The sequence below is a fragment of the Shewanella sp. MF05960 genome (assembly GCF_050849305.1).
Lineage (GTDB): Bacteria > Pseudomonadota > Gammaproteobacteria > Enterobacterales > Shewanellaceae > Shewanella.
In genome coordinates, this window is sequence record NZ_JBOZPS010000007.1 from 68,814 (window position 1) to 91,639 (window position 22,826).

Here is a 22,826-nt window from a genome sequence, read left to right on the forward strand (position 1 = left end):
ACAGGTGGCCTATGAACATAAAAGCACAACGTAAAAAAGGCACAGAACTTCTCATCAATGTTACGCCAACCGAAGCGCGTGTTGCATTAGTCGAGCATGGTGTGTTGCAAGAAGTCCACATCGAGCGCCGTATGAAGCGCGGTTTGGTGGGCAATATTTACAAAGGTAAAATTAGTCGTGTGCTCCCCGGCATGCAAGCTGCGTTTGTGGATATTGGTTTAGACAAAGCCGCTTTTCTACATGCCTCTGATATTGTTCCCCATACCGAATGTGTTGCCGATGTCGAAAAAGGCAACTTTGTGGTGCGCGACATTGCTGAGCTGGTTCGCCAGGGGCAAGATATTATAGTGCAAGTGGTTAAAGACCCGCTGGGAACCAAAGGCGCTCGCCTCACTACTGACATTACTTTGCCGTCGCGCTATTTAGTGTTTATGCCTGGTTCTAGCCATGTGGGTGTGTCGCAACGCATTGAGCTTGAAGAAGAGCGTCAACGCCTTAAAAATATCACCTTACCGTACGTCGACGATGACGGCGGGTTTATTATCCGCACCGCCGCAGAAAATATTGGTGAAGACGAGCTGGCACAAGATGCAGCGTTTTTACGCCGAGTGTGGGCCAAAGTGAGTGAGCGTCGTAAACGAAAAGGTGCCACGCTACTTTATCAAGACCTGGCATTACCTGTTCGCATTATTCGTGATTTTGTCGGTACTGAGCTTGACCATATTCAAGTCGATTCACGCCGCACTTATGCTGAATTACAGCAGTTTGCCCAAGAGTTTATGCCAGAAATAGCCGACAAGATTGAGCACTATGCTGGGCCTGCACCTATTTTTGAATTATACGATGTTGAAAATGAAGTGCAGCGGGCACTTGGCCGTAAAGTGGAGCTTAAATCGGGTGGTTATTTAATTATCGACCAAACCGAAGCCATGACCACCGTCGACATCAACACTGGCGCATTTGTTGGCCATCGTAATTTAGAAGAAACCATTTTTAATACCAATTTAGAAGCCACTCAAGCCATTGCCAGACAACTGCGATTACGTAACTTGGGCGGTATTATTATTATCGACTTTATCGATATGTTGAATAAAGAACATCAGGCAAGGGTGCTTGAAAGCTTAAACGCTGCACTTGCCCTTGATCGCGTTAAAACCAGTGTGAGTGGTTTCTCTGGTTTGGGCTTAGTTGAAATGACCCGTAAACGAACTCGCGAAAGCCTTGAACATGTGGTGTGTGGTGAGTGTCCATCGTGTCAGGGAACGGGCACCATGAAAACCATCGAAACGGTGTCTTACGAAATTTTCCGCGAAATTATCCGCTTAAACCGAGCCTATAAAGCCGATGAGTTTTTATTGTATTGCTCGCCTGCGGTTTACATGAGTTTTAGCGGTGAAGAGTCGCACTTATTGGCAGAGCTTGAAGTTTACATCGGTAAACGCATCCGTCTGCAAAACGAACCTCTATATATTCAAAGCAAATATGATGTGGTGATGATGTAGTGTCAACAACTCGGGCAGCAACTATCAACAGGATCTGTTGGCAAATATTGGCGATTACGCTAGTGCTTTTTGCACTGGCTGTTAGCCTTATTCGCGGGTTGTTACCACATATTCCTGAAGTGCGAACCGAGCTGGTTAATTATTTATACACTGAATATCATTTACAGGTACAAATGGATGAATTGAATGCCGAATGGCAAGCTTTTGGTCCTGCACTGAGCATTAAAAATTTAAACCTGCCTCCACAAGCGTCACTGCCTATGACGGTTATTAGCCAAAACGTGCACATAAAGCTCGACTTTTGGCAGTCTCTTTTTACCCTGAGTCCACAAGTTGAAACCGTAGTGTTTGACGGTGTGAGTGTGGCGTTAAATTTGGACCAATTGTCAACCAATGACGACAGCGATCACCGCGACAACAACAGCCAACCGCAAGCAAATGTAGACTGGCTTTATCACTTGTTATTGGAGCAGTTAGCGCATTTTTCGATAACCGATGCCTCATTACAATTAATCAGCAGTGAGCATGACTATCGACCGATTTTTATCGATAACCTTGAATGGCAGAACAGCCAAAATCGCCATCGAGCACAAGGGTTAATCCATGTTGATCAACTTGAATCAAATAATGAGCAGCTGACCTTACGAATTGATCTTAGTGGTGATGGTTATCAGCCAGAGTCTGTTAGCGGGCAGTTATATGTGTCTGCAGAATCGCTTGATTTGGGAGAGTGGGCATCTCGTCAGCATAATGCTCAACAAGCAACTGACAAGATTGAGTTTCAAGGCGTGATCAATTTAGATGCCTGGATGACGTTTGCTAACCGTAAACTTCGTGATGGTGTATTGATCTTTAAACCGAGTTGGTTACAGTGGCAAGATAGTGATAGCCTGCAAAAATTTTCCATTGATTCTGGGGTATTACAATGGACACCTGAGCAAGGTGGCTGGAAAATACGCAGTGACGATTTAGCATTATCGACTAACGAGCAAGCATGGCCACAATTGACACTGGCCCTTGGCGCTCAAAAAGGACAACTTTTTGGTTATATTAATCAAATTATCCCACCTTTATTAACGCCTTTACTGCCTTTAATCCCAGATTTGGGGTTAGAACAAGTTAACCGTTGGCAACAGCTTAATCCTCAAGGCGTTGTAGGGCCAATTCGGTTATACAAACAAGCACAACAACCCCTTATCGCCACCGCCGATATTGAACAATTACAATGGCAGTCATTTAATGCCATTCCCGGATTAAACCCCATTGATTTACAGCTTACATGGGCTAATAATCAACTTGATTTTGCTCTGCCACAACAAGCTTACCAATTTGATTTTGGCGACAGTTTTAGTCATCCATTGGCATTGCAAGGTGAGGCGATGAAGGGCCGAGTCGATTTGACGGCACAACGCCTTACGATTCCCAATATCAACTTAAGCAATGCCGATATTGCATTGCAAGCAGGGGTAAACCTTGACTTAAGCGAGACGAAGCATTTAGCGTTAGCCGCCAACATGAGTATTTTTGATGTAGCCCATGCAGGGCGATATTTTCCGTTAATGGCCATGAGCCCAAGTTTAGTTGATTACCTTAATGGTGGCTTACAAGCAGGTAACATTGAAGACGCGCAAGTGGTGTGGCACGGTGATTTAAGCGGTTATCCGTATCAAGACAGTAGTGGCGTATTTCAAGCTAGTTTTGAGTTAGCGCAAGGCAACTTTAAATTCCAACCGGATTGGCCCGCCGTAAGCGACTTAACCTTGTCGGCATTGTTTGAAAATGCCTTAATGGACCTGCATATTGAACAAGGGATGTTAGGCAAAGTGGTTGTCGATGGTGCCAGGGTGTCTATCCCGCAGCTTGGTAAAGCATCGTTATTAAAAGTCGAAGCCGAGATCAGTGCAGATGGTCAGGCCGCGACTCAAGTCATTAATCAATCACCACTTAAAGATTCAGTCGGCACGACATTAGATGTGGTACAGATAAAACAGCCTATTGGCATTAATTTAGATTTAGCGATTCCACTTTATCAAGGTGGTCAGCAACAACTAAAAGGTCAGGTTAATTTAACCAATAATCCTATTTTTATTGCTAGTCCCGGCTTAGATTTACAACAAGTCACAGGGCAAGTCAGTTTTGTAAATCAATTCATTGAAGCCAAAGATATCAAGGCAAAATTGTTTAAACAGCCGCTGACGTTTAGCGTGAGCACGGGTAAACAAAACGACAACTTTGCCTTAAACGTCAATATGGGTGGCCGCTGGGATCTGGATACTTTATCAAACCAGCTAAATAATCCCATGACAGGTTTATACCATGGCGAGCTTGATTGGGACGGCGCACTGACGATGGTGTTTGACTCAAGCGGTTACAGTTTACAAGTGTCGGCAAATTCAGACTTAGTCGGTGTTGCACTCGATTTACCCACTCCATATGCAAAATCAGCAGACGAACCGAAAAAACTGCGTGCTGATCTAATCGGCGACAATAAACAGTCATCACTGAGCATTAAACTCGGCAACGATGTTGAGTTTTGGGGCGGGTTTAACGCCGAATATGGCGATAACCTGGCATTTTACGATGTGATGGTAGGCCGTCATTTTAAATTAGGTGACAAGCTGAGAAAACAATATGGTCACTTACATCTCGACTTACCAAAAGTTGAGTTAGCGCAATGGTTACCACTGATTAAACGGTTTAGTGCAGCCGCTGAGCCAGAAGTTATCGCATCATCGGTACGAGACCGGATTTTAACTGATACCGAATTATCATCTTTAAATAACCCCACCTTAGCAGCGGTTAACAATGTTCCCGCTCCAGCGGCATTTCCACCACTCGTGGGGATCCATGCCAATGTTGCTCAGCTAAATGTATTAGGCCAATCGTTTGATCAATTACAATTTGACGCCCAACCAACGGAATATGTATGGCGTTTTGATGCGATTTCTGAGCAATTTGACGGTCGAATCGATTTTTACTCAAACTGGCGTGAGCAAGGTATAAAAGTGGTGGCAAATAAACTGCATCTATCGCCAAAGACACAAAAGCTACCATCGACCACACAAGCCGCCATATCAAGTGAAACTGTTGATGCGACTAATGAAGCTAGCATGATTGAGCAAATGCCAACGCTTGCCGTTGATGTGGAGGACTTTAGCGTTTATGAGCTGTCATTAGGGCATTTGGTATTACAAGGTTTACCTACCGAGCAAGGTTATCAATTCCAAACATTATCACTTACCAAGCCTGCGCTATCTTTACAAGCCAACGGTTTATGGTCATTAAATGAGGGTGTCGACAACACTGAGTTTGATGTCAAACTGCTGGCAGACAACTTTGACGACTTATCGACCACACTGGGCATTAACCCTGGCCTCAAAGAGGCGCCGTTAGATCTCAGTGGCAAAGTATCATGGCAAGCCGCGCCCTATCACTTTTCGCTCGACACCTTAAACGGCCAAATTAAGTTTGACCTAGGTAAAGGATATTTATCGGAAATCAGTGATAAAGGCGCACGGGTGTTTTCATTGTTTAGCTTAGATTCATTATTGCGTAAATTGTCGTTAGATTTTTCAGACGTATTTGGCCAAGGGCTATATTTTAATACTTTTGCGGGTAATTTAACCATTGATAACGGGGTAGTAAAAACTACCGATACTGAAATGGATGCCATAGCCGGTAATATGAAGGTGAGAGGGTATACCGACTTAACGACCCAAAGCCTTAATTACGATATTCGCTTTGTGCCGCAATTAGCCTCAAGCGTACCCACCGTAGTATTACTGAGCACCAGTGCATGGACTTTAGGGTTAGGCGCATTTGCATTAACCAAAGTGTTAGAGCCCGTAATTGAAGTGATTTCAGAAATTCGCTTTCGGGTCACGGGCACCATGGACAACCCTGAATTAGAAGAGCTAGAGCGCAAGAGTAAAGAGATCGAAATTCCAAAGGCTATATTGCCGCAACCAGATGAAACCAGTATTGATGCGGTTGAAAGCATCAGCCCAAAAGCGAAAGATACTGTTAGCGACAACGTGGTACCAGAAATTCAATCCGCAACTGAAGAGCCTGTTACACAAGCAAACTCAAACTCTAACTCAATCTCAAATACAAGCTCATACTCACATACAGATGCTAGCAATGTCGTTACGCTACAAGGAGCGCACTATGCAAATCAGCTTATTACAATGCCAGAGCAGTCGCGACGTTCAAGCCAACCTCGCGTTTATCGACTCGCAGCTTAAGCTATTACCGCGTGAACAAGGCGAGCCACAATTGGTGGTATTGCCAGAATGCTGTTTGTTGTTTGGCGGCCATGAAAGCCAGCAATTACAATATGCCGGCAGCGAACATCAAAGCGAGCTAAAAACCGCATTAGCCAATATGGCCAAACAATATCAAGTGTATTTAATTGCTGGCACTATTCCGATGCGTGCCGATGATGGCAGAGTGTTCAGTCGTTGTTATTTTTTTGATGATCATGGCGTCACCCTAGGTCATTACGATAAACTGCATTTATTCGATGTTGATGTTGCCGACGGTACGAAAACCTACCGCGAAAGTGACACCTTTCATCCAGGCGATCACCTGTGTGTTGTCGACACGCCTTTTGGTAAAGTAGGATTAGCGATATGTTACGACATTCGCTTTGGCGATTTGTTTAGAGCGCTGCGTTTAGCGGGTGCTGATTACATCGCACTGCCTTCGGCCTTTACTAAAGTGACCGGAGAAGCGCACTGGCAAGTATTATTACAGGCTCGGGCCATCGAAACTCAATGCTATTTATTGGGTGCAGGGCAATGGGGCCAGCATAATCAAGGTAGCCGAGAAACCTGGGGCCACAGTATGATTGTTGACCCATGGGGTCGTGTCATTGCCGAACGTGCTACAGAGTGTGGTTGGGCCCAAGCCAGGGTTGAGCTCAGTGAGCTACAACGTATACGCCAACAAATGCCGGTGATCGGCCATAATCGTTTCATTGCGCCACAATTAACCCCTGTTTAAGTGGGCGCTTAAGAACCTCATTCGCACTACGCGTTAGCTATTAATAAAAGAGAATTTGAATGCCATTTTTAACCCAAGTAGAGCAAAGCTTATTGCAAGATGGATTAACCTTAGATGGACTGCAGGGTTACTTAAATACGATTCATCAACACAATGTTGATTTTTCAGATCTGTATTTTCAAGCTTGTCGTCATGAGTCTTGGGTATTAGAGGATGGCATTATAAAAGAAGGCAGTTTCCACATTGAGCGTGGTGTGGGGGTGCGTGCTATTACCGGTGAAAAAACGGGTTTTGCTTATGCCGATGAAATTACCCCAGCAGCATTAGATGCCGCAGCAAAAGCCGCGCGTGGTATAGCTAGCGCGGGTGAACAGCATAAAGTAAAAGCATTTACTCGCCAAACTGCTCATAAACTGTATGACAGCGCCGACCCGATTGCAGCGATGGACGAAGTGAAGAAAATCGATTTGCTCAAGCAAGCCGATGCTTATATTCGCAGCCTCGACAGCCGTATTATTCAAGTTGTGGTCAGTTTATCTGGTGTGCATGAAGAGATATTAATTGCCGCTAGCGACGGGACATTAGCCGCCGACATTCGTCCATTAGTGCGTTTTAATTGCAGCGTTATTTTAGAAGATAACGGCAAGCGTGAGCGTGGCAGCGCTGGTGGCGGTGGTCGTCATGACTACAGTGTATTTTTAGCCACTGACGAGGCTGGTTTACCCCTTAGCTTTGAATTTGCTCGTGAAGCGGTGCGCCAAGCTCAGGTTAATGTTCATGCTATTGATGCACCAGCTGGCGAAATGCCAGTCGTGCTCGGTAATGGCTGGCCTGGCGTGTTATTGCATGAAGCGGTAGGCCATGGTTTAGAAGGTGATTTTAACCGTAAAGGCAGCAGTGCATTTAGCGGCAAAATGGGCCAGCAAGTGGCATCAACATTAGTGACAGTCGTCGACGATGGCACGATGGAGAATCGCCGTGGTTCGTTAAGTATTGATGACGAAGGTGTGCCAAGCCAAAAGACCACCTTAATCGAAAACGGTATTTTAAAAGGTTACATGCAAGACAAGCTCAATGCGCGTCTAATGGGCCAAGCGCCAACAGGCAACGGACGCCGCGAATCTTACGCGCATTTACCCATGCCACGAATGACTAACACTTACATGAATGCGGGTGAGTCTAACCCTGCCGACATCATCAAGTCGGTTAAAAAAGGTATTTACGCACCCAACTTTGGTGGCGGACAAGTGGATATTACCTCGGGTAAGTTTGTATTCTCTGCCTCTGAAGCGTATCTCATTGAGAACGGTGAAGTGACGCAAGCCATTAAAGGTGCAACCTTAATTGGTAACGGCCCTGAAGCCATGGGACTCATTTCAATGGTCGGTAATGACTTAGCCTTAGATAAAGGCGTGGGCGTGTGCGGTAAAGATGGCCAAAGTGTTCCGGTAGGTGTGGGCCAACCGACATTAAAAATTGATCGTTTAACAGTAGGCGGTACAGCGTAACAAACGTTAGTGAATGAGCTTAATGCTGAGTGCTACAGTCGATTAAGCTCGTTTATGTATTTGAAACGATTTGTTCTCTAAGGGTTAACTGTATTGCTTACCTGTGCAGTGGATCTCAATGATTGACTGATAAGCAAGGTAGAGACAGGGTATAATTCATTAAGAAAATAGAGCATAAGCTCTAGAGGTGATTATGATTTTAATGAATGTGATTAGGCAATGCATACTGCGCCCTAGACGTATGGCGGGTTGTATTGCGCTATGTTTTAGTGCGTTAGCCTTTACCGGGTTGGCTAATGCTGAAACCGTGAGCTTTGTACAAGCGTGGCAGCAGCTATTGCAAGTGAGCGATCAACTGCAGGCCAAAAATCAACATGTTAACAGAGCCAAAGCGGAAGAAAGTGCCGGTGATGCATTAAACTACCCGTCACTCAATATTGCTGGCAGCTATACGCGCTTAGAAAAACCTATCGAATTAGATTTACAAGATTTAAACCCACTTGCCTCGCTTGATGTCAGCTCATTACCTAGCGCGATTACCGAAGTGTTAGCCACTATTCCCAGCTCAATGTATGTCACGCCATTTACTGAACAAGATGTGTTTCGTGCTAGCTTGCAAGCCATGTGGCCGATTTATACTGGCGGTAAAATTACCGCGGCACAAGGGATTCATGCAGCGCAAGTCTCTGAGACAGAACAAGAGTTTGCATTAGCCAGCCGTGAGTTATTTTTACAATTAGTTGACCGTTATTATGCTGTGTCGGTAACGCAAACGTTGGCCGACACGCAAAAACAGCTGGTGGACTCGTTAAGTTTACATGTGTCACATGCTGAAAAGCTTGAGCAACAAGGGCAGATAGCCAAAGTCGAGCGCCTTAATGCGCAAGTCGCACTCGAAAATGCCAAAGTCGATTGGGGTAAGGCGAAGCGCCAATATGAAATGGCCGAAATCGCATTAGCGAGAATGCTACACGTGCCAGCGGTTAATCCAACGACCGCGTTATTTATGCTTGATCAGCAACCGTCCTTATCGCGCTTAAGCCAGCTAACCTTAACCCAACATCCTGCGTTAAAACTGCTTGAGGCTAAAGAAGCGCAAGCCAATGGATTGGTCGATTTAGAAAAAGGCGGCTATTTTCCAACGGTGTATTTATATGGGAATTACACCTTATATGAAGATGACAGCTTATTTTCTCAAGTGGAACCAGACTGGATGGTCGGCGTCGGTGTGAGTATTCCGCTTATTAGCCGTGACGGTCGCAGTGGTAAAGTGCTTGCAGCGAAAAGTGCATTACTGCAAGCGCGATATACCAAGGCGCAAACTCGACAAGATTTAAGCTTATTGATAGACCAAAGCTATCGGCAAATGCTGCAAGCCAAAGAAGAGGTTGATGCACTCGACACCTCACTCGCACTTGCCACTGAAAACCTACGCTTACGCGAATTAGCCTTTAATCAAGGGTTATCCACCTCAATTGACCGTGTCGATGCTGAGCTGAGCTTAACGGCAGTAAAAACCAAGCAGTTAGGGGCAAAGTATCGCTATATGCAAGCCTATGCCAAAGTCATGGCCGTGAGTGGTCAAGTAGATGAATATGTTAATCGAACTCAAATTCAGGGAGCTTCACATGCGGACTAACAGAGTGATCGCAGTATTCGCATTGGTGCTGTTATTGTTATTGCTGGGTTACGGCATCACGCTGGCATTTACGCCCAAACCATTGGTGCTACAAGGGCAAATAGAAGCGCGTGAATATAATATCTCATCTAAGGTACCTGGCCGTGTTGAACAAGTCCTAGTGCGTAAAGGTGACATGGTTGCTAAAGGTGATATTTTATTTGCCATTAGTAGCCCAGAGTTAGATGCTAAATTAATGCAAGCTCAAGGTGGCTTAGACGCGGCAACTGCGATGCAGCAACAAGCGGATAACGGTGCAAGACAACAAGAAGTCACTGCCGCACAAGAGCAATGGCGCAAAGCAAAAGCGGCCACTGAGTTACGAGTTAAAACCTATCAACGGGTTGAAAATTTGTTTGATGAAGGCGTAGTCGCCAGGCAAAAGCGTGATGAAGCTTATACCCAATGGCAAGCTGCTAAATATACTGAGCAAGCCGCTTATGCTATGTATCAAATGGCACAAGAGGGCGCGCGCAGTGAAACCAAAGCCGCTGCCGCTGGGCAAACTCGTATGGCTGAAGGTGCGGTAAAAGAAGTGAACGCCATTTTAGCCGACAGCCAAATGCGTTCACCTAAAAAAGCTGAGGTGAGTGACGTATTATTGCAAGCAGGTGAGCTTGCGCCGAGTGGTTTTCCTGTGGTGAGCATTATCGATATGAATGATGCCTGGGCAGTAATGCAAGTGCGTGAAGATCAGTTGAGCCAATTTAAGCAAGACCAAACCTTAACCTTAGATATCCCAGCACTGCAACAACAGGTTGAATTTGTGGTGTCGCACATTAGCGTAATGGGCAACTTTGCGACGTGGCGCTCAACCGAAAGCGGCCACGATTTTGATATGCGTACCTTTGAAGTGGAGTTAACGCCAAAGCAGCCAATAACTGATTTGCGCGTCGGCATGTCGGTTTTATTTCGTATCGACAAACTTGACCAATAAGTCGCATCACAAGGCTTAATGATGAGACAGTTAATTAAGCGAGAACTTAAAAGCCTGTGGCACTCACCATGGCAGCTAGCACTGATGAGCTATATTCCGCTTATTGGTGTGCTGGCTCTATGGTGGCTGTTTAGTGCGGGCTTGCCACGGCAACTGCCTGTGGCGTTAGTGGATCTCGACAACAGCCAAATAAGCCGAATGTTGAGTCGGCAGCTTGCGGCCAATTCTGTCATTGCCCCACAGTCGTTTGCTAATGAGGCGCAAGCGATAGATGCCATGCGCCAAGCTAAAGTGTACGCCATGGTCGTGTTGCCTTATCAGCTAAAAAAAGACCTGTTAACCGCTAAGCAACCCACGATTGATATTCGTTATAACAGCCAGTTTTTACTGGTGGGCAAGCTGCTTTCAAGCCAATTACAGTTGAGCCTAGCGGAAGGGCTAACCCATATAGGTCAGCAACGCTTACTACTTAATGGTGCCACTAAAGCCACTGTTGATGTCAGTCTCACGCCTATTACTAATCAAACAACGGCATTATTTAATCGTAATAATAATTATGTTGGCTTTTTAGTGCCGCCCATTTTGATTGCGTTATGGCAATTATTATCGATGTTAGTGTTTGTTAACAGCTTAAATAAAGAGCTTATTCTGCATCAAGACCGCTATTACTTACCGAGTAATATAGGGTCGCTTATCGCCACTAAAGTCTTGTTTTACAGCCCGATAATGTTGTTGCATGGTGGGTTTATTTTATTGTGGCTATATCACTACTTAGGCTTGCCAGCAGCAGGTGCTTTGGTTGATTTAATGCTGGCACAGTCGGCTATGCTATTAGCGTTGTGGTTATTGGTATTAGTGATATTTATGGCGATGCGAGACGGTGCGCGCACCGTGAGTTTTTGCACTGCATTATTTGCCCCCGCCTTTGCATTTATGGGGATTACTTTTCCAGTGAATGATATGCCTGTGCTTGCACAGTGGTGGCGTTTAGTGATGCCATCGAGCCATTATATCGACTCGCATGTAAGCGTGATCAGTTATGGCGCGCAATTACCTCAAGTGTTAGCGCAAATCAGTTCGTATTGGGGCTTTTTATTATTGCTGCCAATCATTGTGTTATTAGCACATAAAGCCAAACAAGTACCACGCACCGAGTCGGCGACCATCACCGCAGGTCAGGAGGTGATCCAATGAACTTCTGGCAAATAATGCTTGCTGAATTTAAGGCCATTTTAGCCGACAAAGCCATTGTGGTGACCTTGTTTGGTGGTGTGTTATTTTATTCAGTGTTGTATCCACTACCTTATTTGCAACAAGTACCTACAGAGCAACAAGTGGTTGTTATCGATCATGATAATTCATCGCTGAGCCGGTTGGTAACACGTCATGCCGATGCCAGTGCCAAAATTCATGTTGTGGCTAATTTGGGCAGTATTGATGAAGCTAAAACCTGGATTAGTGAAGGGAAAGCCCACGGTTTGTTAGTGATCCCAGCTAATTTTAGACGAGACTTATTGTTAGGAAAGGGCGCAACGTTAAGTTATGGCGGCGATGCCAGTTACTTTTTGATTTACTCCGCCGTGGCAGAAGGGTTAGTCGCAGCAGGTATGGATGCCAGTAAAGACGTGCAGCTCATTGGTTTGCTGTCGCGTGGGCAAAACCCGCAACTGGCGCAGCAAAGCGTTAACTCTATTAATATTAACGCTGTGCCGGCATTTAACCCTAGCTTGGGTTACACCCCTTATGTGGTGCCGGGGCTCTTTTTACTTATATTGCACCAAACATTATTAATTGGCACTGGCATTTTAGGCGCAGGCCAGTGGCGTAAAAAAGGCTACTGGCAGCAAGTGCGTCCTACTCAGTTAGTGTTGGCGCGTTTAAGTGTATTTTTACTGATTTATAGTGTGTTTAGCAGTTTTTATTTGGGTTACTGCTTTTATTGGTATCAAGTCAGTGTTGCGGCAACCATTATTGAAGTGGGCTTATTTATGCTGCCGTTTCTGTTAGCCACAGGCGCCCTAGGGATTGTGTTGAGTAGTTTGTTTATGAGGCGAGATTTACCCACTCAGTTGTACTTACTCATGTCGATGCCGGTGCTATTTGTGTCTGGGTTTGTGTGGCCTATAGCATTAATTCCAGAACCATTAGTATTAGTATCTCAAGTTATTCCTGCCGTGCCCGCCATTATGGGCATGCTAGAACTCAATCAACTTGGTGCGGGGTGGTTAGCGGTTATGCCTAAATGGCTGCAGCTTTGGGGATTATTTGCGGTGTTTGCGTGTATCGCAATCATGAGGGTAGCCGCGAGGCAAAAACAGGCTAAAGCGATGTTAAGTTAAACGCGCGATCACATTCAACATAGTTAAGTGTTGCCGAAGTAAAAAGACAGGCATCGCAATGATTGACCTGTCTATCGCATCACACTCAGCTAGATATGATGTTGTTATACTCATGAGTATTAACTGATTGGCGTTAACCATCGCGGTTATTTGGTCGCTCTCCAATTACAACATACCTGTTTGTACTGTGTTTAATGTCGCTTCTAAACGCTCAAGGTTATGCTTATAAATACTACTGCTATCGACTTTAGCTGCGCGTTTAAAGTCAGCTAATGCCCCTAAATTATCATTGTTCATTAACTTCATTACACCACGGTTGTTGTAAGCATAAGCACGCACAGACATCGAAGGAATGGCCACTAAAGAACGCGCGCTTTTTACCGCAGCACTGCACGCTTTTTCCGCTTTTTCCATGTCCGCCATTTGCACGTAACCGGCACATAAGTTCACATTACGAGAATAGTCGTCTACTGTATATTTGCTGGCAGATAGCGTCGCTGTTAACCCTTCTTCAACATTACCCGCTTGCAATGCGCTCACGCCTGGTACGTCTTCAACAAGTACCATTTTGTATGCTGTACTACTCATGTTTTGACCTTGAGTATTCGCCATTACACTGGCAGATGCGGTTAATAGTAATGTGGCACTAATTAGACCATTAATGATGCTCTTGTTCATGATGTCGCTCCGTGTGAGGTTTGTGTAGCGCCGTGCTACAGCTGAACTTTAGTGAAAAGACACATAGGCGACAAACGATAAAAAACGCATTAATGGGTTAAAAAAACTCACTTATGGTGGTTTGATAGTTTTGTTTAATTACTCGCCAGCGGCAATTAATGTTGTGTGTTTCATGACATGGCCATCAAACGATTTTATTTAACCTCCACAATTTTGACTGAACCTGAAACCTTAACAACTTACACATCCTTTTATAAACCCTCTTCAACGGTATCAAGGGGTTTAATACTGGTAGTTTGTAAACCAAATTGACATAATTAAAGTCTATTTTTACTTATAGAGAGCTGCTTTTTTAAAGTTTTAATGTCTTTACATCAATAAGATAGAGCATGTAGGATTATAACTAATACTTAATCAAAGGCAGCCAGAAACTATTGGCAATAATCACTGATTTTCAGCCTGAATGTGGCTGATAATGCTAATAGTATATTTAGGATTAATGATAATGTTTATTGAAGCCTCTAAATTTTCTTTTGTGAAAGAGCTTGAAGCCAATTGGGAAATAATTCGGGATGAATTTCTTGCACTGCCAAAGGACTCATTTGATCCATGGGTTCAACAACAAATGCATGGTCAAGGCTGGAGTGTCTTCGGTTTGTATGCGCTTGGGAATCGTGTTGAAGATGCATGTGTTAAATGTCCTCAAACTGCAAAGCTCCTTGAAAACATCGGCGGCATTTCTCTTGCTGGTTTTTCGTTACTAGCCCCCCATACACACATAGCACCACATGTCGGCTGGGCCAATAGTGTATATCGTTTACATCTTGGATTAGTGGTGCCACCTGACTGTAGGCTTCGTGTTGCCAGCGAAACCCGTTATTGGGAAGATGGTAAATGTTTAATATTTGATGATACGGCTGAACATGAGGCTTGGAATGATTCTGTTCAATATCGTGGCACATTAATGTTGGACTTTCTTCGGCCAGATATTTGTTCTTTCACAGAAGATATGGTGCCAGACGACGTTAGACAATACGCTGAACAGCTATTGAAGCGATAATAAACAGTTTAATAAAGTCGTTATCACTCTAATTATTAATTACTTTCGTCATGAAAGCTTTTAAGGATCCAATCGATCAGCAGTTTTACTTCGGGGCGCTGTTGCTCATTTGTATGGCGGGTAAGGTAGTAGCGGTCATGGCTGTAAAGTGGGTGAGAGAAGAGTGGAATAAGGGTGTTGTTATCAAACCAGGCTTGGCTAATGGGCAGTGGAATTAAAGCCACACCTAGTCCTTGCTCTGCGGCGCGTGCGACGCTGAACATACTGTCTAATTGTATAATTTGTTTTGGTTTAAATTGCTCAAAACCGACATTTTCTGCCCATTGATGCCAGGCGTAAGGTCTAGCTTTATGCAGTATTAACGGCACTGTTGTCAGTGCTTTAAAGCCTTGAAAATGCAGTTCGCTGTGAAGTTGTGGGTTACAGGCAGGGATATACGTGATGGGAAATAAATCGTAAACATCTTCACTCGGTTGTTGCTTACCCGACAGCATAATCGACACATCAGTATGCTTAATGACATCACTGCGCGACTTAATGGTTTCAAGTTTTAGATTGATATTAGGGTATTTCGATGACCAACCAATGAGTTTTGGCATAAACAATTCACTGGCAAAAAATTCAGGCATGGAAATGCTCACTTCAAGCATTCGGTCAGACTGATTAAACTCGCTAACGGTATTGACCAGTTGTTGCATAACAGGCTCTATGGCTTGATAAAAGCGTGCCCCGACTTCGGTTAATGCTATTGAGCGTGTTTGGCGGATAAACAAACTTTGGTTTAATGTTTCTTCTAGTTGTTTAATTTGATGACTTACCGCAGAAGGCGTTAAATACAGCTTTTTAGCGGTTTCTTTAAAGCTTAAGCATTCAGCAGCAACGCAAAAACAGCGTAAACCGCGCATAGAAGTGTGTAAAGGCAGCATTCAATTCTCAACAACTATAATGACTTTTCATAGGGTAAATGACACAGATGACAATCATTGGCGGGATTATCCATAACTGACATTGTCACTTAACTCAAATTGACCACTAACCTGATTTGATAACTGTTTAGCGGGTTAATAGTTAATACAGCAAAGATTAGACCATTGTTAATATATATTTAAAACAATGTGTTAATTAATCTTGGAGGGTGTTATTGAGTCGTGATGGTGCCTAGCGAATAAGTATACGCACCACAGTAGTGCAGTATCGGTTAGGTAACCTCGTTTAGGCAATCTCGTTTAGGCAACATCAAGCAGGGCTAGTGCTGAGTGAATTTTATCGACTAGAAATAAAGTGTTTCTTTTTGCTCGCCATCAATAAAGATGTCGCACTTGTCAGCAGTGCTGTTTTTCGCTGATTGCACAATACTGGCTACCACGCCAAAAGCTCCACCTTGGTCGCCTAGAACCGAACCAAAATAGCAATCGCCCTTAACAGCCATACCTTTGTATTTAGCGTTAAGATGTTGAGTTGGGGTCATTGGTGGGAATTGACCTTGCATAATAGCGTCGCCATTAGCAATAAGTTGCAGTTTGTTTTTTTCTTTGTCGTATATGCCACCAAAGATGATGGTTTGATCATTAACCACAACCGTTTTATTTTGTGCCACGATAGGTGGTTTAGCTGCACAAGCAGTAAGAAGCACGCCTGCAGTTAAGGTAGAAATTACATAAAGTTTGCGCATTATTGTTCCTTAGTATGCGTCGAAAGACGTTTACCTGTCTCTCGTATTAATAAACTAGCCCTGTTTATAAATTGAATTGATTTAAAAACCATTGAAATACAGCAACAACACTGTTTACTGTATTTCGGTCGCTATTGTAACAACTTATCAACGAATGCCAACCACAAAAAAGCCTGCTGAGTCAGCAGGCTTTAGGTTACTGTAATTGAAAATAATTACGATAAGGTGACAAAAAAGCTTAACGTAGTAACGACACCTTTTGGTGTTGTAGCCGTTAAGGTGACTTGGCCAATACCCGATGCGTCTTCATTTTTCAGGGTAAATGATGTTGACGTACCGCCAGCGGAGTTTTGACTCGGTACGCTATAACCTGCAAATTGTAAGTCACCCAATGTGCTTGTTACCGTTAAGGTCGTGCCCGCAGGTAAGATTTGGTTAGCACTGTCAGCGAGTTGCACCTTAAATGTCTCTGTAGTGCCATTGGCGATATCAGTACCAGTGTTATTAATCACAGTCCCGTTTTTGCTGACAATAATGTTGGCTGTTGAACCTGACATGGTTAACACCAGGGCTTTACGGATATACGTTGTCATGGCCGTGCTGTCGCATAAACTGCCCAAGCACTGAGGGCCATTAAATAAATCGTCAGCGACTTTGTATTCGTCGCTTGATTTTGTATTAAAGTACACCTCACCTGAATCGCGAACGCCAGATTCATTGTCATCTCTAAAGGCATCAGGTAAATCAACAAAACCGCCAGTATTATAGGTTTCAATATCCATACCGTTGCCACTACAAGCAATGAGTACCGATCCGCTTAAACAGCCATTAACTGCAGCGCCGTCAGCATCGTCAAATACATTATTGCCATTGGTGTCGAAGAAGGTCTCGTGGCCAAGCGCATAAGCCAAAATGGTGATGCGGTGATCGCTTACGCGAGGTGAGGCAGAGGTCCAGGTAACTGCACAGGTGCCACTTACGACAGTACAAGATGGTTCGATTTGGCCACCTTCTGCAGTAAAGTTAATCGTGGTGTCATCTGGCGCAGGGTTACCAAAACTGTCTGATGCATAAACCGTCATGGTGACAGCTTCGCCATTGTAATCGCCAGCCTCAGGGTTAGATGTCGATGCTGAAATACTAAAACCCAATTGCTGTGGCAAACCAGTATTGACAGTTAATAGTTCTGATTGGGTTGTGATGGTTTGATTGGCATCTGAAGTTGAAGCCATCACCCGAACAGGTGTAGGGATTGTTCCGGCTTGTACACGAACACTGACTAAGCCTTCTGAGTTAGTCACGCTGCTATCAGTAATGTCATTGTTGATAAATTTCAAACCACCGACTGAGCTGTCTAATGTAAAATCAACTTTTTGTTGTATTGCCGGTTGGCCACTTGCACTACTCACTAAAAAAGTGACTAAAGATGATTCTGTTGAGCCCGTACCGCCAGCACCTTTAATGCGGATTTGGTTAGGTTCAGCAGAGATAAAACTAATATTCGACAAGGTTTGACGGGCTAATGTAAAAGGTAAACTTGCCGTTAAGCTGGTGCCATTGACGATAGCCGTCGCAATGATTGTATCGCTGTGCTCACTGTTACCGCTGCAGCTGGAGTCAGAAAACGTTGACCTTGCCGAGCCTGAAATACTGGTCACAGGTGAATCAAGATTAGCATTACTCGTGATCATACAATCAGAGCTAAAACTGATGCTGGTTGGGTTTTGTAAACGAGTAATTGTGCCATCTATCGCTTCTGTCACTAAGGTGGCTGTAACGCCAAAAGTCCCGCCAGCACTAATGGTATATTCGCCATCGGTATCTGCGGTTAGTGTTGTCCCTAAGACGTTTTCAACGAAGTGTCCTGTCGCATCATACGAGCCGATCTTTATCGTGCCATCGGTCGGCACATCACTTGTTGCTAATACTTCATAGGCGCTGCTGCTGGTTAGAGTGGTGCTGTCGTATTCTGTTGTTGCTGTGAGTAAGCTAGCGCCTAACTCTGTATCTGTCGGAGTGAAGTTAAGTGTGGCGATACCTGAAGTTTTAGTTAATGCTGTTGTTGGCGTTAATGAAGCGCTTCCGGCATTAAAGGTTACTATTTGATTGGCAATGCCTAGGTTATTGCTGTCGGTCAGTTGCGCGTTTAGCTGTACTGTATCGCCAACATTGAAACGTGTGATTACACCGCTACTGTCACTAATCGATACCGTAAAGTTAGTTGCTTCTACAGGTGCTGTAGTGGTGTATTCTTTAAACTGATAATTACGGCTGGCACTGACGGCATCAGCATCATCTGGCGTATAGGTCACGCTTAACGTGCCGGCCTCTGTGCTGGTGGAGCTGACGATTGTTGAGGCGATACCGTTCGTGTTGGTTAATACAGACGCTGTGCTTAGCGTGGCATTACTGGTGCTAAATTCAATGAGTGCACCGCTAACATTAGCGTTACCCAATTTAAGCTGTGCTACCGCACAAAAGCTGTTTTCGATATCAAAAATTAAACTGTCGGTACCGGTATCGCATTGGCCATTGACCACATTTTGATAACTAACCGACACGTTGTAGCTGTCATCTGATGTATCTGAATCGGTGCCATCAGCGGCACCGTTACAACCTGTAAATACCAACATTGAAGCAAGAGATAGAAAAAGTGCACGTATCGTTGTTTCAAGCCGCATTAGCAACATCCTTATTGATTAATCAGATAAATTGAGAGTAAATTTTAGTCTTTAATTTCAGAGCGTAAATTTTAGTCTTTAATTTCAGAGCGTAAATACTTATACAGCTCTTTTGACGACTTTGACTCTGGGCCTTTGGCTAATTCTTTATTAGCTTGGCGGATTAATTGACGTAATTTTTGACGGTCTAATTGTGGGTATTGGTCCAATAAGCTTTGAACTTCATCGTCACCATTAGTCAATAAACGCTCACGCATTTTTTCAAAAATCTGTATTTGAGCTGCTTCATTATTGTTTTTGTTCAACACTTTATCGAGTGCTGCTTCAATAGGTTCATGCTCAAATCCGCGCATCAATTTACCAATATATTGTAAATGACGACGATAGGCTTCAGTTTTTTGCTTGATCAGTTTTGTTTTTAGAATCGCATCATATAGAAATTCATCTAAACCCATTTTGTCTAATTGAGTTTTGCTCAGCGCCACTAGACGCATGCCAAGTGCTTGAGCATCCTCGCTTTCTTTTTTAACGCCTGTTCTGCTGACATAGTTGTCATCATTATCATAGGGCTGCTGAAACAGTTCAGAATCGCCAACAATCTTCATAGTCTTAAACCTCGAGTCAATATGCCTTAATGATAGCATTTATTTGGCATTGAATATGCAGATTTTATTCAAGATAACGGGTTGGTTATCAATCGCCTTTTTAATTTGATATGCTAGCGACAATTAGACTAATTAAAGAGTAAATTTGTGGCTTCTCATCCTTCTTCAGCGCCTAGCGCCAGTGAACCAACACCAAGAATTGATTCTGAATTATCAGCACTAAAAGATGCCGTAGCCGTTGCATTAGAGTATGCCAAACAATTGGGCACTACTGCTGCAGAAGTCGCGATTAGCAAGCAACAAGGTTTGTCGGTATCGACTCGCGAAAAAGAAGTCGAAACGGTCGAGTTTAATAAAGATGGTGCATTAGGGATTACCATTTACCGTGATGGCCGCAAAGGTAACTCTTCAACCTCAGATTTAAGCCCAGAGGCTATCCGTGAAGCCGTAAGAGCGGCAGATGGTATTGCAAAATATACCTCAGAAGATCCATTTAGTGGTTTGGCCGATCCCGCTTTAATGGCACAAGATATTCGTGATTTACAGCTATATCACCCACAAGATATTGATGCTGAAGAATTAGCGCAATTGGCTATTCGTGCAGAAGCCGCGAGTTTGTCGGTAGACAGCCGCATTCGTAACTCCGATGGTGCGAGTGCTAATGCGCATACTGCCGCCAGAGTGTACGGTAACAGTCATGGTTTTTTAAACGGTTATTGCAGCTCGCGTTACAGCTTAAGTTGTGTTGTGATTGGCGAAGAGTCAGACGGAAATATGCAACGTGACTACGACTATACCGTGGCGCGTAAATATCATGATTTGTTGTCACCTGAAGCGGTAGGTTTACAAGCAGCAAATAAAACCTTAAGCCGCTTAGATGCTCGTAAAATTGCCACGGCAAAAATGCCAGTATTGTTTGCGCCAGAAATTGCCACCGGTTTAATGGGCCATTTAATCGGTGCCATTAGTGGTAGCAGTATTTATCGTAAGTCGAGCTTCTTAATGGAAGCCCTAAATACTCAAATATTCCCAGACTGGTTTAGTATTGAAGAGCAGCCACATTTAATTGGAGCCCTGGCCAGTGCTAATTACGACAGTGAAGGTGTCGCCACCCAAGATCGTCGCATTATTGATCGTGGCAACCTCGAGACATACTTATTAACCAGTTATTCAGCACGTAAACTCGGTATGACCAATACTGGCCATGCGGGCGGTATCTATAATTGGACATTAAGCCACACCAATCAAACATTTGATGACTTGGTTAAAACCATGAATACCGGCTTAATTGTTACGGAAGTCATGGGCCAAGGCGTTAATGGCGTTACGGGTGATTATTCTCGCGGCGCAGCGGGTTTCTACGTTGAAAACGGTGAAGTAATGTACCCCGTCGAAGAAATTACCATCGCGGGTAACTTAAAAGACATGTTTAAAGGCATTCAGGGCATAGGTAAAGATCGCGACTTGCGTTCATCTATTCGTACTGGTGGTATTTTGCTCAGTGAAATGAAGATTGCCGGTAACTAATTTGTTACAAATAACCTCAGCCAAGCGCGTAATCGCTGGGTTGTGATGCATTAGCTTTAGTTAATACTTTCGTTAAAGACCTCTTATCGGCCGATAAGAGGTCTTTTTATAACCAAAATTGTCCATCTTGACGCTTTATATATCTACTTTACCTTTCTTGACAGTCGTTTACGCATACAAAGAGTCATAATACTGAAAATGTAGCTAAGCGGTTAATGGAGTAATTATGTTTAACAAGAAAGTAAGCCGATTGATATTGTTGTCAACGGTTGGAGCTGTACTTTTAGGGTGTGGCTCTGATAGCAGTAGCAGTAGCAGCGATGTTGCTTATGTACAATATTATAATGCATCACCTAACAGTACTTCTACATCGTTAGTGCTTGATGATTACGCTTACACAGCCATCGACTTTGCTGATGCAATGCCTCGTTATGGCTACAGCGTGGGGAGCACAGATTTAGATATTTATGGCCAAGATGAAGATGGTCAAACGGTCACGGTATATAGTGATACTGTCAGTTTAGAGGCTGATGATAATCACTTATTCGTGTTATACGGTGATTACCTTGACCCACAATTACTGGATATAAACTACAACCGCGATGAAATGGACGAGCTTAACGCGGATGATGATTACGAATACAGTAAAATGCAGGTATTAGTGGCTAACGTCGCAACAGACGAAGGCACATTTGATGCGTACATCTCACTTGATACTCAAAGTATTGACGATGCAGTGATGATAGGCAGCGCAGCATATAGCACGTATACCGACTCAACCATTCTTGATACCGACGATTACATTGTGTACCTCACGACAGCGGGTACTAAAGATGTGGTTTACACCACTGGCAGTATGGACCTCACCACTGAAACGGTTTATAAATTTGTGATCCGTAACAGTTTTGGTGCAGGCGACATTAAAGTCACCATCGACAGTGTTGATTCTACAACAACGCCAGATAACTATGCAGCGTTAGAAGCCACTGCTGACTACCGAGTGTTTAACGGACTTGAAACGCAAAACATTGATATTGATGTGGTCAGTAAGCAAGAAACACAGTATTTATATGATGTTGCATCTTTTGCGGTAACAGATTACCAATCAACGTCGTTCAACGATTATGGTATTACGGTGAGAGATGCCACCAGTAAAACCAAGTTATTCGATAATTTATTGGTCACCTTTAACCAGGATGATGTTAAATCGCTACTGATTTACCAAAAAGCCGACAGTTCTGTTAAAGGCATGGTTATCTCTCAAGACTTACGCCCACGCGCATACGAATATAAAGTCGATGTTGTTAATTTATCTTATGATTACAATGATTTAACTGTGTATTTTGTTCGTGACTCAGAAACCATTGAAACGGCAGAATACACCTTGACTGACTTAGACTTTGTTGAACAACAGAGCTTAACGTTACCTTCTGACGACTATGAAATTAACATCGTCTATGAAGACGACAACGGCACGCAAACATTAGTGTATCAGTCTGAATCTCTAAGTATTAGCGGTAGCAACAACTTTACCTTTATCCTTACGCCAGACACAGAAAGTGCACTAGGTCATCGATTAACCTCGTTGCAGTAACTGAGCTTAAAACGGGTATCGATTATAAGATGTCATTCGAT

Annotated in this window: 16 protein-coding genes; 11 read left to right on the plus strand and 5 right to left on the minus strand. The window is 43.8% G+C overall.

Annotation, left to right across the window (positions count from 1 at the left end; translation table 11 throughout):
* The first annotated feature begins 11 nt into the window (after positions 1-11).
* From rng to ACROAE_RS08935, 8 genes are all read left to right on the plus strand, one after another.
* A complete protein-coding gene (gene rng / locus ACROAE_RS08900; RefSeq protein ID WP_432400869.1) occupies positions 12-1,502 on the plus strand; it encodes a ribonuclease G in 1,491 nt (496 codons plus the stop codon).
* Positions 1,502-5,746, plus strand: a complete 4,245-nt coding sequence (locus ACROAE_RS08905) for a YhdP family protein (protein WP_432400871.1) — start codon at positions 1,502-1,504, stop codon at positions 5,744-5,746. The genes rng and ACROAE_RS08905 overlap by 1 nt, the downstream gene beginning before the upstream one ends.
* Positions 5,670-6,506, plus strand: a complete 837-nt coding sequence (locus ACROAE_RS08910) for a carbon-nitrogen hydrolase family protein (protein ID WP_432400873.1) — start codon at positions 5,670-5,672, stop codon at positions 6,504-6,506. Before ACROAE_RS08905 ends, ACROAE_RS08910 begins: the two co-directional genes overlap by 77 nt.
* 59 nt (positions 6,507-6,565) lie before the next feature.
* The gene (tldD, locus tag ACROAE_RS08915) at positions 6,566-8,014 is read left to right on the plus strand and encodes a metalloprotease TldD (RefSeq protein WP_432400875.1); all 1,449 of its coding nucleotides are present in this window, start codon (positions 6,566-6,568) and stop codon (positions 8,012-8,014) included.
* Positions 8,015-8,255: 241 nt separating this feature from the next.
* Complete coding sequence (locus ACROAE_RS08920; protein WP_432401173.1) at positions 8,256-9,653, plus strand: TolC family protein; 1,398 nt, start codon at positions 8,256-8,258, stop codon at positions 9,651-9,653.
* The gene (locus ACROAE_RS08925) at positions 9,643-10,629 is read left to right on the plus strand and encodes an HlyD family secretion protein (protein ID WP_432400877.1); all 987 of its coding nucleotides are present in this window, start codon (positions 9,643-9,645) and stop codon (positions 10,627-10,629) included. The genes ACROAE_RS08920 and ACROAE_RS08925 overlap by 11 nt, the downstream gene beginning before the upstream one ends.
* A gap of 21 nt (positions 10,630-10,650) precedes the next feature.
* The gene (locus ACROAE_RS08930; RefSeq protein ID WP_432400879.1) at positions 10,651-11,823 is read left to right on the plus strand and encodes an ABC transporter permease; all 1,173 of its coding nucleotides are present in this window, start codon (positions 10,651-10,653) and stop codon (positions 11,821-11,823) included.
* Entirely contained in the window at positions 11,820-12,968 is a 1,149-nt protein-coding gene (locus ACROAE_RS08935; protein ID WP_432400881.1) for an ABC transporter permease, read from the plus strand. Before ACROAE_RS08930 ends, ACROAE_RS08935 begins: the two co-directional genes overlap by 4 nt.
* A gap of 165 nt (positions 12,969-13,133) precedes the next feature.
* On the opposite strand, the gene ACROAE_RS08940 is transcribed toward ACROAE_RS08935, so the two are convergent.
* The gene (locus ACROAE_RS08940; protein ID WP_432400883.1) at positions 13,134-13,646 is read right to left on the minus strand and encodes a hypothetical protein; all 513 of its coding nucleotides are present in this window, start codon (positions 13,644-13,646) and stop codon (positions 13,134-13,136) included.
* A 505-nt stretch (positions 13,647-14,151) separates the two neighbouring features.
* On the opposite strand from ACROAE_RS08940, the gene ACROAE_RS08945 reads away from it, so the two are divergent.
* Positions 14,152-14,706, plus strand: coding sequence for an aspartyl/asparaginyl beta-hydroxylase domain-containing protein (locus tag ACROAE_RS08945; RefSeq protein ID WP_432400885.1), 555 nt, complete (start codon positions 14,152-14,154; stop codon positions 14,704-14,706).
* 35 nt (positions 14,707-14,741) lie between these two features.
* Here the strand turns inward: ACROAE_RS08945 and ACROAE_RS08950 are convergent, their stop codons facing one another.
* From ACROAE_RS08950 to yjgA, 4 genes are all read right to left on the minus strand, one after another.
* Positions 14,742-15,632 (minus strand): LysR substrate-binding domain-containing protein, encoded by an 891-nt coding sequence (locus ACROAE_RS08950; protein ID WP_432400887.1) that lies wholly within the window; start codon positions 15,630-15,632, stop codon positions 14,742-14,744.
* A 344-nt stretch (positions 15,633-15,976) separates the two neighbouring features.
* On the minus strand, positions 15,977-16,378 hold the full coding sequence (locus tag ACROAE_RS08955; protein WP_432400889.1) for a hypothetical protein: 402 nt from the start codon (positions 16,376-16,378) through the stop codon (positions 15,977-15,979).
* A gap of 215 nt (positions 16,379-16,593) precedes the next feature.
* Positions 16,594-19,059, minus strand: coding sequence for a hypothetical protein (locus ACROAE_RS08960; RefSeq protein WP_432400891.1), 2,466 nt, complete (start codon positions 19,057-19,059; stop codon positions 16,594-16,596).
* A 71-nt stretch (positions 19,060-19,130) separates the two neighbouring features.
* On the minus strand, positions 19,131-19,664 hold the full coding sequence (gene yjgA / locus ACROAE_RS08965; RefSeq protein WP_432400893.1) for a ribosome biogenesis factor YjgA: 534 nt from the start codon (positions 19,662-19,664) through the stop codon (positions 19,131-19,133).
* 147 nt (positions 19,665-19,811) lie between these two features.
* Here yjgA and pmbA point away from each other — a divergent pair, with 147 nt between their 5' ends.
* Both pmbA and ACROAE_RS08975 read left to right on the plus strand, forming a co-directional pair.
* The gene (pmbA, locus tag ACROAE_RS08970; protein WP_432400895.1) at positions 19,812-21,191 is read left to right on the plus strand and encodes a metalloprotease PmbA; all 1,380 of its coding nucleotides are present in this window, start codon (positions 19,812-19,814) and stop codon (positions 21,189-21,191) included.
* 226 nt (positions 21,192-21,417) lie between these two features.
* Entirely contained in the window at positions 21,418-22,785 is a 1,368-nt protein-coding gene (locus ACROAE_RS08975; protein ID WP_432400897.1) for a hypothetical protein, read from the plus strand.
* Positions 22,786-22,826: the final 41 nt, after the last annotated feature.

Excerpts from the sequence above, each read along its gene's own strand:
- ACROAE_RS08940 (WP_432400883.1), bottom strand. The coding sequence starts at position 13,646 with ATGAACAAGAGCATCATTAATGGTCTAATTAGTGCCACATTACTATTA.
- ACROAE_RS08920 (WP_432401173.1), top strand. The coding sequence starts at position 8,256 with ATGGCGGGTTGTATTGCGCTATGTTTTAGTGCGTTAGCCTTTACCGGG.
- ACROAE_RS08975 (WP_432400897.1), top strand. The coding sequence starts at position 21,418 with ATGTTTAACAAGAAAGTAAGCCGATTGATATTGTTGTCAACGGTTGGA.
- yjgA (WP_432400893.1), bottom strand. The coding sequence starts at position 19,664 with ATGAAGATTGTTGGCGATTCTGAACTGTTTCAGCAGCCCTATGATAAT.
- ACROAE_RS08930 (WP_432400879.1), top strand. The coding sequence starts at position 10,651 with ATGAGACAGTTAATTAAGCGAGAACTTAAAAGCCTGTGGCACTCACCA.
- ACROAE_RS08935 (WP_432400881.1), top strand. The coding sequence starts at position 11,820 with ATGAACTTCTGGCAAATAATGCTTGCTGAATTTAAGGCCATTTTAGCC.
- ACROAE_RS08955 (WP_432400889.1), bottom strand. The coding sequence starts at position 16,378 with ATGCGCAAACTTTATGTAATTTCTACCTTAACTGCAGGCGTGCTTCTT.
- ACROAE_RS08910 (WP_432400873.1), top strand. The coding sequence starts at position 5,670 with ATGCAAATCAGCTTATTACAATGCCAGAGCAGTCGCGACGTTCAAGCC.
- ACROAE_RS08945 (WP_432400885.1), top strand. The coding sequence starts at position 14,152 with ATGTTTATTGAAGCCTCTAAATTTTCTTTTGTGAAAGAGCTTGAAGCC.
- ACROAE_RS08960 (WP_432400891.1), bottom strand. The coding sequence starts at position 19,059 with ATGCGGCTTGAAACAACGATACGTGCACTTTTTCTATCTCTTGCTTCA.
- tldD (WP_432400875.1), top strand. The coding sequence starts at position 6,566 with ATGCCATTTTTAACCCAAGTAGAGCAAAGCTTATTGCAAGATGGATTA.
- rng (WP_432400869.1), top strand. The coding sequence starts at position 12 with ATGAACATAAAAGCACAACGTAAAAAAGGCACAGAACTTCTCATCAAT.
- ACROAE_RS08950 (WP_432400887.1), bottom strand. The coding sequence starts at position 15,632 with ATGCTGCCTTTACACACTTCTATGCGCGGTTTACGCTGTTTTTGCGTT.
- ACROAE_RS08925 (WP_432400877.1), top strand. The coding sequence starts at position 9,643 with ATGCGGACTAACAGAGTGATCGCAGTATTCGCATTGGTGCTGTTATTG.